This window comes from Cupriavidus sp. 2SB, assembly GCF_005503625.1.
Lineage (GTDB): Bacteria > Pseudomonadota > Gammaproteobacteria > Burkholderiales > Burkholderiaceae > Cupriavidus.
The window spans coordinates 1-11482 of sequence record NZ_SCMX01000127.1 but is presented as its reverse complement, the minus strand read 5'-3'; the positions used below and the strand labels follow the sequence as shown (position 1 = coordinate 11482).

The window sequence follows — 11482 nt, the reverse complement described above, 5'->3', positions numbered from 1 at the left end:
TGGTTCAGCCGGTTTGAGATAGGGGAACTCGACCTGCGCGTACTGTGATACGCGCAGATCACGTGTTACCCATGTCTCCGAACACCTGTTACCCATGTCTCCGGTCTGTACAAAGTGGGAGAGGGGTGGGGGAGAGGGCAGGCGGTCGCTATGTCGAAGCGTTGTTCGTGCTTGAAACGCTGGCCCTCTCCCCTAGCCCCTCTCCCGCGCGCGGGAGAGGGGAACCCGACAGCGGTAGTCCAGAGCGTGTCGTTGCCGAAATCTCCCACCACCCCGGCAGCAATTCCTTCACCTCCGACCTCCCATACCGATCGTCGATCAGCCACACGACCCCGCGATCCTCCTGCGTGCGAATCACCCGCCCCGCGGCCTGCACCACCTTGCGCAGCCCCGGATACAGATACGCGTAGTCATATCCCTGCCCGAACGTTTTCTCCATCCGATCACGCAATTGCTCGTTAATCGGGTTCACCTGCGGCAAGCCCAGCGTCGCCACGAACGCGCCAATCAGGCGGTCGCCGGGCAAGTCCACGCCTTCGGAAAACACGCCGCCCAACACCGCAAAGCCGATGCCTCGGCCACCCGCCACAAATGCATCCAGAAAAGCCGACTGGCCGGCCTCGTTCATGCCGCGTGCCTGAGCCCAGGTCGGAATATCCGGATGATCTTCCGCCAGCAGAGCCGCCGCCTGCTGCAGATAGTCGTGGCTGCTGAAGAACGCCAGGTAGTTGCCGGGCCGCTGCGCAAACTGCGCGGCCATTAGCGCGACGATGGCAGGCAATGACCGTTGCCGCTGTGCATAACGCGTGGAGATATGCCGCGCCACATGCACGTCCAACTGCTCCGCACGAAACGGCGATGGCACCTCGACCCACACCGCGCTATCCGGCAGGCCCAGCAGATTCCCGTAATAATCAGCGGGTTGCAGCGTGGCCGAGAACAACGTGGTGGAGTGCGCCGCGCCAAAACGCGTGGCGAGGTAGGGCGCGGGCAACAGGTTGCGCACGCATAGCGATGCATCCACCCCTGCACGCAGACGCGGTGTGCGCGTGATATCGAACAGCGAATGCTTGCCGCCGTACTCGGTCAGTTGCTCGGCCAGACGCAGGAAGTGCATGGCATCGAAATAGAAGCGCTCAAGCAGGGCATCATGCCGCTGCGGATGCTCGCTCATGTCGTCGATGATCGCCGTGCAAAGCTGCACCAGCGCCTCGACGAACGCTGCGGGCTCCTCGTCGCGTGTCTCGTACTCGGCCTCGCTGGATTTCGCCAGCGCATTCCATTGCCGATACACGCGATCCATCGGCTTCTTCAGCACCGCCGGTGCGGACAGTCGCACGCCACGAAACGCCGCATGATCCAGCGTGGATGTGTACATCGCGCGCCCACGATCCACGAGGTTGTGCGCTTCATCCACCAGCACGCTCACGCGCCATTCGTTCATCACCGTCAGCGCGAACAGCAGTGCGCTGCGATCGAAATAGTAGTTGTAGTCTGCCACCACCAGATCGCTCCAGCGAATCATTTCCTGGGCGAGGTAGTACGGACACACCTGATGCGCGCGTGCAATGTCGCGCGTGGTCTGACGATCGAGCAACGGCGCGTGACTCGCCGCTTCGCGTGCGGCGGGCAGCCGATCGTAGAACCCCTGCGCCAGCGGACACGATTCGCCATGGCAGGCGAGATCGGGGTGCTCGCAAGTCTTGTCGCGCGCCGTCAGTTCCAGCACACGCAGCGGCGTATCGGCGGCGTTGCGGCGTAGTTGCGCCGTAGCGTGCAAAGCCACCGCGCGACCGGTAGAACGTGCCGAAAGAAAGAATAGCTTGTCGATGCGCTGCGTCGGCATGGCCTTGAGCGCCGGGAACACGGTGCCGATGGACTTGCCGATGCCAGTGGGCGCCTGTGCCAGCAGCGTGCGCGCGGAGACGTTGGCCTTGTAGACCGATTCGGCCAGCAGCCGCTGCCCTTCGCGAAACGTGCCATGCGGAAACGCCAGCGCCTGCAACCCCGTATCGCGCGCACTGCGATGCGCGAGTTCGCGTTCGGCCCAGACCTTGAAGCGCCGGCAGCTATCCTCGAAAAATTCGCGCAACGTGGCCGCATCGAATCGCGCCTTCAGCATGCGCTCGCGCTGGCTCACGATGTCGAAATAGACCAGCGCCACTTCGATCTTTTCGAGATTGCGCGATTCACACAGCAGCCAGCCGTAGATCTTGGCCTGCGCCCAGTGCAGCGCCTGATGATTCTCCGGGATCTCGATCTTCTCGCCGCGCACCGTCTTGATTTCCTCCACGCGATTGGCCACCGGATCGTAGCCATCGGCGCGGCCCCGCACGCGCAAGCCTTCAAACTCGCCCGCCAGCGATACCTCGGACTCATAGCCCGAGCCGCGCCGGCTCGTGACCACGCCATGTCCGGCCACGCCTTCCTGTGAGGTGGGCGAGGGTGTGAAACGCAAGTCGAGATCGCCCGCCTTGGCCGTGAATTCGCATAACGTGCGCACGGCTACCGTATACCGGGGCGTTTCGATGACAGGAGTGGGGGAGGTGTCGGACAAGGCGCAAATCGCCGAAGGATCGAAGGACTGTATGAATATACAGTGATCGGACACCGACAGGAAATCTTCACGCGGGAATTTATGATGAACACCACGTTCGACTGGACTGGAGCCCCGCCGATGACTTCGATGAAGATCGCCACGTTCAACATCAACGGTGTGCGCACGCGCCTGGCCGCGTTGCTCAAATGGCTGGAGCGCGAGAAGCCCGACGTGGCCTGCCTGCAGGAACTCAAGACCGTGGACGAAGGCTTCCCCATCGACGAGATCCGCGCGGCCGGTTATGGCGCGATCTGGCATGGGCAGAAATCGTGGAATGGCGTGGCGATCCTGGCGCGTGGCGTTGATCCTGTGGAGGTACGGCGGGGTTTGCCGGGTGGCGAGGGTGGCGCTGATCCCGATACCCAGAGCCGCTATCTCGAAGCCGCCATCGAAGGCGTGCTGGTGGCCTGCCTCTACTTGCCCAACGGCAACCCGCAGCCCGGTCCCAAGTTCGACTACAAGCTGGCGTGGTTCGAGCGATTGATCGCCCATGCGCAGACGCTGTACGACAGCGGCCATCCAGTAGTGATCGCCGGGGATTTCAACGTCGTGCCGACCGATGACGATATCTACAACACGCGCTCGTGGCTCAAGGACGCGCTGCTGCAACCCGAGAGCCGAGAGTGCTATCGGCGTCTGCTGGCACAAGGATGGGTCGATGCGCTGCGCACGCAGCATCCGGACGAGCGCATCTACACCTTCTGGGACTACTTCCGCCAGCACTGGCAAACCAACTCAGGGCTGCGTATCGACCACCTGCTGCTGGGGCCGGGTGTGCAACTGCACGATGCAGGCGTGGACCGATGGGTGCGCGGCGAAGAAAAGGCGAGCGATCATGCACCGACGTGGGTGGTGATCGATACCGGCAGGGGCGTGGCAAAGAAGGTCGCAGCAAAGAAGGTCGCAGCAAAGAAGGTTGCCGCAAAGAAGGTCGCTACCAAACAGGCCGTACCAAAAAAAACCGCCGGGAAAATCCCGGCGTCGGAGAAAACAGGGACGTCCACCGCGAGAGCGGGACGGCGGACGTCGGGCACCTGAACCTGACTACGGGTCAGGGGCCACAGAAATTGTTCAATCAGCCACTAATCGACCTTTCAGGCCGGCACAGCCTCGAATGCCTCGCGTGCCTCATGTGCGCGCACTTCATGCATCGAGCCACCCACGGCGCCCATCAACATGTCTGCCGCGGCATCCAGCCGATCGGTCGAACCCGACATCCGCGCCGTGATGATCCCGTTCTGGATCGCGCCATACAGCACGCTGGCCAATGCCATCGGCGGCACCGGATACGGCTCGCCACGTTCGATCTCGGCGCGGCGCAGCAGGCGGGCAATCCATTCCTCGTGCATGCGGTAGTGCGCCTGCAGCGGGATGCGGATGGCATCGGGCAACGCGAGCACTTCGGCGGACAGCATGCCAGCCAGGCAGATCTGGTTCAGCTCGATGTCGTTGCGCAGCGGGCGGATGTACTGCCATGCCTGCTCACAGAGCGACAGTGCCGGGTCGATGGCGGACAGTCGGGCCTGCGAACGTTCGCGGTACAGCTTCACCACTTCCTGCACCAGATCGTCCTTGGCGGGAAAGTGGTAATGAATACTCGACGTCTTCACACCCACCAGTTCCGCCAGGTCGCGATAGCTGAATCCGTTGTAACCGCGTTGCCGGATCAGCACGGAGGCATGCTCGAGCAACTGGTCGCGCACGGACTGCGCGGCTTGCGTGGATTGCGTTTTCATGACATCTGTCCTTGGCCTCGTGAGCCGCGGACCCTCCAGTTTCGCCGCTGTCCTCGTGGCTAAATGGACAACGACTGCGCGACGAGTGAATACAGCGCTCCGGTCCCGAAGCAAAGCAACACCCATCCGCCCACGATCAGGGCGCCGTCACGCAAGTTCATGATGGAAACTCCGTATGTCTGGCCCGGTGGCCGCCCTGGTTACTGCGCAGGAGGGCGGCCGCCGGTGCGGGGTCAGGCCAGCGCGCCGTCGGTGTAGACGTCAACGCTGCGTTGCGGTTCGGAAGAGACGCCAGTGCGATCCAGGCCGGCGACGGTGCGGGCACCACCGCTGTACGGGTCGAACGGAGCAGCCTTGGCACCGTCGGTGTACGGGTCGAAGGTGCGCGACGGTTCAGCCGAGACACCGGTCCGGTCCAGGCCGGCCACGGTGCGGGCACCATCGGTGTACGGGTCGAACTTGCCGATCTTTGCGCCATCGGTGTACGGGTCAGCCTTGCCAACGCGTGCGCCTTCGGTGAACGAATCGAACTTGCCGGTGCGTGCGCCATCGGTGAAGGCGCTGCGGCTGTCCTGTACCCGATAGCTGTAACCGTAGACTTCGCCAGCCTTCTGGGCGGCGGGTGCGGCTTGCGCAGCGCCTGCAACGAAAGCGGCGGCGAGGGCGGCGGCGGTGATCAGGGTCTTGGTGGCGGTCATGATGCTCTCCTGGCTTTGGCCCGACGCTCCGGTTTGTGTGGAGGCTCGTCGCGGCCGATTTCTGTGTGGCAATCCGTCGGTCCTCGCTAACTGCTATCTACTGCTAGATAGAGAAGCGTTCCTAAAAAAAGACCGGCTCCCGGTACTGACAACAAACAACTTGTATTGCGTGGCGCGTCGCGCTTTTGGCTTTTTTGCTACCGCAGTGCGTCGTCCATGGCTCGAATATTATCTACTACTAGATAGATACGCAAGGAGAATTTGGAGAAATTCCGATGTACAAGGTGGAGGAAGCGCTCTAGATCGGCCGGATATTGGCTCGATCAGAGCGCTAACTTGCTGAAACTAAAGAAAAAACGATGGAGCAGGGTTGCGGGGCTTTACTTCGCAAACACCTGGCTCAGGTCGCCGAACGCCTTGAATTCCAGTGCATTGCCCGACGGATCGAGGAAGAACATCGTTGCCTGCTCGCCCACTTGTCCCTTGAAGCGCACATGCGGTTCGATCACGAACTTCGTGCCGGCAGCGCGCAGCTTTTCGGCCAGTTGCTCCCATTGCGTCATCGACAGGATCGCGCCGAAATGCCGCACCGGCACGTTGTCGCCATCCACGGCACTGGTGGCGCGATGGCCGCACTCGTCGGGCGAGAGATGGGCCACGACCTGATGGCCGTAGAAATCGAAGTCGACCCAGGCATCGGAACTGCGGCCTTCCGGACAGCCAAGCAGATCGCCGTAGAACTGGCGCGCGGCCGCAAGGTCGTGAACGGGAAAGGCAAGGTGGAACAGGGGCATGGCGCTCATGGCGTGGTCTCTTGTATGGGGTACGGGTTGGGTGTCGTTGATTGTAATCAGCAAGACTCGTAATATGAAACGAATCATTTCTTGGCTGAGTATCGAAAATCTCGATGCTTGGTTTCGACCGTGTTCCGCAGTTCTTTCATCCCTTCCTCCCCGTGATCCGCTATTTCAAGACCTTTCTCACTGCCGCCGAGACCAGTTCGTTTTCCGCAGCGGGTGCGCGTCTGGGCCTGACCCAATCGGCGGTAAGCACGCAGATCCGCCGGTTGGAGGAGGATCTCGGCTGCACGTTGTTCGACCGGTCGGGTAAATCGGTGACGCTGAGCGAGGAGGGGCGGCAGAGGCTGCCGGAGGTGGCCCGTCTGGTATCGATCTACGAATCGATGAAGGGCGCGCGCTCGCAACAGGACCTGGCGCCGCTGGATCTGGGCGCGGTATCCACGGTGCAGTCCACGTTGTTGCCGCGTGCGATGCAGCGCTTCCGCATGGCGCATCCCGATACGCACGTGAACATCGTGCCGGGCATGTCCACGCAACTGCTCACGCAGGTGGATGCGCGCGAACTCGACATCGCGGTGCTGGTCAAGCCACGCCTGGGCATTCCGCAGGAATTGAAGTGGGTGACGCTGATTCAGGAACCGTTCGTCGCCGTGGCGCCAATGGGAACAACCGGCGATTTGAAGACGGTGCTGGAGACCGTGCCGTTCATCCGCTACAACCGTCACTCCACGGGTGGCCAACTGGTGGACCGCTATCTGAAGCGCCACCGCTACTGGGTGCGCGAGGGCATGGAACTGGACGAACCCGCCGTGATCCTGCAGATGGTGGCCGAGGGGTTGGGCTGCGCAATCATTCCTTCGGCGCTGGTGCCGTTGCGGCAGACGCCTGGCATCGTCGAGATCGCGATGCCGGGCGCGCCGCTGGTGCGGGAGATCGGGGTGCTGGTGCGGCAGTCGGCGCTTAAACGCGCACCTGCTGCCGCACTGATCGACGCGTTCGTGGCGGTGAGCGCCGAACGCTAGCGATGGATCACGCCTGGGCCGGTTGCGGCGCAGGCTGCTGCGCGGGCCGGCGCACCATCAGCGCCAGCAGTGCGGCCAGCAGACAAGCCGTGCCAGCAATGTAGAGCGCCGGGGAATAGGTGAGCCAGAACGTGCGCGACATCCCTGCACCAAAGGCCGCTGTTGCCGCGCCGATCTGGTGGGCGGCGAAGATCCAGCCAAAGACCATCGGCGCGCGCTCGCGGCCAAACGTGGTGGCCGCCAGCTTGATCGTTGGCGGCACCGTCGCGATCCAGTCGAGACCGTAGAACATCGCGAAGATCGACAGGCCGTAGAGCGTGAATTCCGAATGCGGCAGCCAGAACAGCGACAAGCCGCGCAGCCCGTAGTACCAGAACAGCAGCTTGCGGCTGTCGTAGCGATCCGAAAGCCAGCCGGAGAGGATGGTGCCGACGAAGTCGAACGCGCCCATCATGGCCAGTGCCGAGGCGGCGGGCACTGCGGACATGCCGTAGTCCGCGCACAGCGAGATGAAGTGCGTCTGGATCAGGCCGTTGGTCGAGAGGCCGCAGATGAAGAACGTACCGGCGAGAATCCAGAACGTCTGCGTGCGCGCAGCGTCGCGCAGCACCGTGAACGGTCCGCGCCACGAGAGCGGGGCAGCAGGGGCCGGCGCAGCGGGCACTGTGCCCGGCAGGTCGCCAAACGCCACCAGACCTACATCGGACGGACGGCTGCGCATGAAGCCGAACACGACGAAGGCCAGCGCAGCGCAGGCTACCAGCACCGGCAGCACGGCCACGCGCCATCCCATATGTTCGATGAGCCAGGCGGCCACGGGCAGGAAGGCCAGTTGTCCTGTTGCGGAGCTGGCTGTCAGCACGCCGATCACCAGCCCGCGCCGCGCGGTGAACCAGCGATTGGCCACTACGGCGGCCAGCACCAGTGCGGTGAGTCCCGAACCTACGCCGAGCATCAGGCCCCACGCCACAAGCAGTTGCCAGAGTTCCGTGGAGACTGTTGCCAGCGCCATGCCGCCCGCGATCAGTGCGAGCGCGGCACACACCACGTTGCGCACGCCGAAGCGCTCCATCAGGATGGCCGAGAACGGTGCCATGATGCCGAACAACGCAAAGCGGAACGCCAGGATCGAGGAGACCTTGTCCGTGCTCCACCCCATCTCGGTACTCATGGGTTTCAGGAAGGCGCCGGGCAGACCGAGCGCGGCGGAGGTAGTGAGCATCACGCAGAACGTGATGGCGGCGACGATCCACGCGTAGTGGATACCGCGCCGGTCCAGCTGGCGGGAGAAGGCTTGCGCGAACATGGGGCGTTATCTGAGAAGTGGGAGGTGAGAAATCAGGCGACGGTGTTGTGGGAAGGGACATCGGTCAGCCAACGGCGTGCGGCATCGAGGATGTCGTCGGAAATCGCATGGCCAGCCGTGGCACGCGCCAGCGTGATCGCACCCACCAGCGTCGCCATCTGTACGAGCGCCATGCGATCGGCTTCGGGGCCGGGGTGTTCTGCCGTGGTCTTCCACGTATCGAGCAATTGGCCGATGCCATCGACATAGGCCTCGTGCACGGGCTTGCCCGCCGGTTCGCGCGCGACATCGATGGCGAGTGCGGAGGCGGGACAGCCGTGTCCAGCCGCATCGCGATGCGCTTCGCTGAGGTAGCGGCTCACCAGTTCATGCCGTGCGGTGGCCGAATCGCTCGCCTGCGCCACGGTTTCCTGCCAGCGCGCATTCGCATCTGTGAACGCGCGCGCACATCCTACGGCTGCGAGTTCATCCTTCGACGCAAAGTGTCCATAGAAGCCGCCATGCGTGAGTCCGGCTTCGGCCATGACCTGCGCCACCGATACGCCATGCAGGCCGTGCTGCCTGAATAATCGGGCCGATGCCTTCTCGATGGCTGTCCTATGCTGTTCTGCGACGACTCGTGATGCGCGCGCCATGTTGACTCCCTGCTCCGTGCGATCCGCAAAATTGACCTTGACCGCAGTTTAGATGACAACCATAATTTAAGCAATAAATGACGGTCATCATGTATAAGGCGATCGGCATTCATGTTGTGGCTGTACGACTTCCATCACTCTCGAGGAAAACCTGTCATGTTCAAACTGTTCGATATGTCCGGCCGCGTGGCCGTTGTCACTGGCTCAACCAAAGGCATGGGCCTCGAAATGGCGCGCGCACTGGGGCAAGCCGGCGCTCGCGTGGTGGTGTCGGGGCGCGATGCCGCGGTCTCTGCGCAGGTGGCGGCGCGGCTGGGCGAGGAAGGTATCGACGCCACAGGCATTGCGTGCGATATCGTCGACACCGACAGCGTGCGCGCCTTTGCGAAAGACGTGCTCGCGAAGTTCGGCCGGGTGGATGCGCTGGTGCTCAACGCTGCCGGCTCCACGGCTGTCGGCTCGATGCTCGATCAGGGGCCGGAAGCCTTCGATGAAGTGATGGCCGGTAACGTGCGCGGCAATCTCGTGCTCGTGAACGCGCTGGCGCCACAGATGATCGAGCGGCGCGATGGCTCGATCCTGTTCATGTCGAGCATTGCCGCCCGACGTGGCTCGGCCATGCTGGCGCTGTACAGCATCTCGAAGGGCGCGACGGATCTGGCCATGCGCAATCTCGCGCAGACGCTCGGGCCGTACAACATCAACGTGAACAGCATCAACCCGGGGCCGGTTCGCACGGATTTTTCGCGCGACGCGCTGTGGGGCGACCCCGAGCGCGAAAAGATGCTGTCCGCAGGGATTCCGTTGCGACGCATTGCCGAAGCCAGCGATGTAGCGGGCCTTGCAGTACTGCTGGCCTCGCCGGCAGGACGCTATATCTCCGGGCAGACGATTGGCGTGGATGGTGGCGCCACGGCCTGAGGCACGGGTGGAAACTCGCGTGAAAGCTCGCGCGAAAAGCGTGCGCGGCGCACCGTCATCGTGCGCCGTTCGCACTGCCTTTGTGCGGCATGAAAAATAACGGGAAATAGCCAGGAAAACCGCTTTATTTCTGCGGATTGGCGTCGATACAGCGAGCATTGGGACCTATCACCAGACTCGCAAAAAAGACACCTCTCCAAAGGACCATCGTGGCCGCTTTCCTGACTCCTGCCGTACGGTTGATGGCACGCCTGACCATCACGCGCAAGCTGGTGCTGTTGTCCGTGCTGTTCCTGATTCCACTGTGCGGCGCACTGTTCGCCGTGATGCAGCAGTCCGTGCAGTCGGTGCGCGATACGCGTAATGAAGTACTCGGATTGAAGCTCGTCTCGCAGGCACTCGATTTCATGCGCGAGACGCAGGTGCGTCGTGGCGCGGCAAATGGCGTGCTGCTCGGCAACACCAGCTTCAAGGCTACGTTCGATGCTGCCGATGGCAAGGCCGCGCAGCATCTTTCCGCGCTGCTCGCCGACGCATCAACAGTGACCGCGTTCGACGTGGTGCCCGATGCGAAGAAGCTCGACGAGGCATGGCAGCAGATCCGCAAGCTCGGACTCGATACGCCTGCCGGTCCGCTGTTCGAGCGCCATACCACGCTGGTCAAGCACACGCGGCTGTTTATCGGTGACGTGGCCGACCACTCGACACTCGCGCTCGATCCGGAGGCAGGCTCCTATTACCTGATCAACCTCATGGTGGGCCCGATGCCCAAGCTGGCGGAGTTGGGTGCGCTGGCGCGCGGGCGTGGCGCGGGCATCATCGCGCAAGGTGGCTACTCCGATGCCGCGCAGCAGGCCGAATTGGCTGCGCTGGCCGAACAGATCCAGGATGGACTGGAGACCGTGCGCCGCGACATCGCGCGCGTGCTGGTCGACACGCCCGCCTATCGTGGCCGCGTGGAGGCTGCGGGCAAGCAACTGGCGGCGATGGACAACTTCTATCGCACGCTCAAAGTGAACATGCTGGGGTCGAGCGGAATCAACATCGATGCCAAGACGTATTTCGCAGAAGGTACGGCCGCCATCGATGCCGTCTCGGCGGTCAATCGGGAATTCACGTCACTGGCCGGCGAGATGCTCGAAGAACGGATCGCCGCGCACAAGCGAAAGTTGGCGGCATTGATCGTGGTGGCGGCGATGACCGTGGGCGGCGCGCTGTACCTGTTCGCCGGTTTTAGCCGAGGCATGCGCGACGACGTGCATGACGTGGCGCATCTGGTGGCCCGTATTCACGATGGCGACCTGAGCGTGCATATCGATGCGCACGGGCGCGATGAATTCAGCGATGTGAAGCGGCACCTGATGGCACTGGTGGCGTCGTGGCGCGGCCTCATCGGTGAGACGAAAGAAGGCGCCGAGAACGTGCTGGTGGCAGCCGAACAGATTGCACAAGGCAATACGGACTTGTCGCAGCGCACCGAGGAACAGGCATCGTCGCTGGAGCAGACGGCGGCGAGCATGGAGGAGCTGACCTCGATCGTGCAGCAGAACGCGGGCAATGCTACGGAAGCCATGGCACTCGCGGGCGATGCCGTGCGCATTGCAACAGAAGGCGGGCACGCCGTGTCCCGCATGCAGGAGACCATGACGGACATCGAGGCCGATTCGCGCCGCATCGTGGACATCATCGCGGTCATCGACAGCATTGCTTTCCAGACCAATATCCTGGCGTTGAATGCTGCTGTGGAAGCCGCGCGCGCAGGGGA

At 63.0% G+C, this 11482-nt stretch carries 10 protein-coding genes; 4 read left to right on the top strand and 6 right to left on the bottom strand.

Annotated features, from left to right (window positions below; genetic code table 11):
* Window positions 1–148 precede the first annotated feature (148 nt).
* A complete protein-coding gene (locus tag FFS21_RS30795) occupies window positions 149–2557 on the bottom strand; it encodes an ATP-dependent DNA helicase (protein ID WP_249359762.1) in 2409 nt (802 codons plus the stop codon).
* A gap of 120 nt (window positions 2558–2677) precedes the next feature.
* On the opposite strand from FFS21_RS30795, the gene xth reads away from it, so the two are divergent.
* Window positions 2678–3637, top strand: coding sequence for an exodeoxyribonuclease III (gene xth, locus FFS21_RS30790; RefSeq protein ID WP_137928459.1), 960 nt, complete (start codon window positions 2678–2680; stop codon window positions 3635–3637).
* Between the two features lie 56 nt (window positions 3638–3693).
* Here xth and FFS21_RS30785 read toward each other — a convergent pair whose 3' ends face one another.
* The 3 genes from FFS21_RS30785 to FFS21_RS30775 all read right to left on the bottom strand — a co-directional run bounded on the left by FFS21_RS30785 (window position 3694) and on the right by FFS21_RS30775 (window position 5836).
* Window positions 3694–4335 (bottom strand): TetR/AcrR family transcriptional regulator, encoded by a 642-nt coding sequence (locus FFS21_RS30785; protein ID WP_137928458.1) that lies wholly within the window; start codon window positions 4333–4335, stop codon window positions 3694–3696.
* Window positions 4336–4568: 233 nt separating this feature from the next.
* Entirely contained in the window at window positions 4569–5033 is a 465-nt protein-coding gene (locus tag FFS21_RS30780; RefSeq protein WP_137928457.1) for a copper resistance protein CopQ, read from the bottom strand.
* A gap of 380 nt (window positions 5034–5413) precedes the next feature.
* Window positions 5414–5836 carry a VOC family protein gene (locus tag FFS21_RS30775; RefSeq protein WP_137928456.1) on the bottom strand — a complete coding sequence of 141 codons (423 nt, stop codon included), beginning with the start codon at window positions 5834–5836 and terminating at the stop codon, window positions 5414–5416.
* Window positions 5837–5988: 152 nt separating this feature from the next.
* Between FFS21_RS30775 and FFS21_RS30770 the strand changes: the two genes are divergently transcribed.
* Window positions 5989–6855, top strand: a complete 867-nt coding sequence (locus FFS21_RS30770; protein ID WP_137928461.1) for a LysR family transcriptional regulator — start codon at window positions 5989–5991, stop codon at window positions 6853–6855.
* A 7-nt stretch (window positions 6856–6862) separates the two neighbouring features.
* On the opposite strand, the gene FFS21_RS30765 is transcribed toward FFS21_RS30770, so the two are convergent.
* Both FFS21_RS30765 and FFS21_RS30760 read right to left on the bottom strand, forming a co-directional pair.
* The gene (locus FFS21_RS30765) at window positions 6863–8161 is read right to left on the bottom strand and encodes an MFS transporter (RefSeq protein WP_137928455.1); all 1299 of its coding nucleotides are present in this window, start codon (window positions 8159–8161) and stop codon (window positions 6863–6865) included.
* Between the two features lie 32 nt (window positions 8162–8193).
* The gene (locus FFS21_RS30760) at window positions 8194–8796 is read right to left on the bottom strand and encodes a TetR/AcrR family transcriptional regulator (protein ID WP_137928454.1); all 603 of its coding nucleotides are present in this window, start codon (window positions 8794–8796) and stop codon (window positions 8194–8196) included.
* Window positions 8797–8952: 156 nt separating this feature from the next.
* On the opposite strand from FFS21_RS30760, the gene FFS21_RS30755 reads away from it, so the two are divergent.
* A complete protein-coding gene (locus FFS21_RS30755; protein WP_137928453.1) occupies window positions 8953–9717 on the top strand; it encodes an SDR family NAD(P)-dependent oxidoreductase in 765 nt (254 codons plus the stop codon).
* A 209-nt stretch (window positions 9718–9926) separates the two neighbouring features.
* Window positions 9927–11482: methyl-accepting chemotaxis protein (locus FFS21_RS30750; RefSeq protein WP_249359761.1), on the top strand; the 1556-nt coding region annotated here is incomplete at its 3' end.

Coding starts and splice junctions, on each gene's coding strand:
- xth (WP_137928459.1), top strand. CDS start 2,678: ATGACTTCGATGAAGATCGCCACGTTCAACATCAACGGTGTGCGCACG.
- FFS21_RS30785 (WP_137928458.1), bottom strand. CDS start 4,335: ATGAAAACGCAATCCACGCAAGCCGCGCAGTCCGTGCGCGACCAGTTG.
- FFS21_RS30780 (WP_137928457.1), bottom strand. CDS start 5,033: ATGACCGCCACCAAGACCCTGATCACCGCCGCCGCCCTCGCCGCCGCT.
- FFS21_RS30775 (WP_137928456.1), bottom strand. CDS start 5,836: ATGAGCGCCATGCCCCTGTTCCACCTTGCCTTTCCCGTTCACGACCTT.
- FFS21_RS30765 (WP_137928455.1), bottom strand. CDS start 8,161: ATGTTCGCGCAAGCCTTCTCCCGCCAGCTGGACCGGCGCGGTATCCAC.
- FFS21_RS30760 (WP_137928454.1), bottom strand. CDS start 8,796: ATGGCGCGCGCATCACGAGTCGTCGCAGAACAGCATAGGACAGCCATC.
- FFS21_RS30755 (WP_137928453.1), top strand. CDS start 8,953: ATGTTCAAACTGTTCGATATGTCCGGCCGCGTGGCCGTTGTCACTGGC.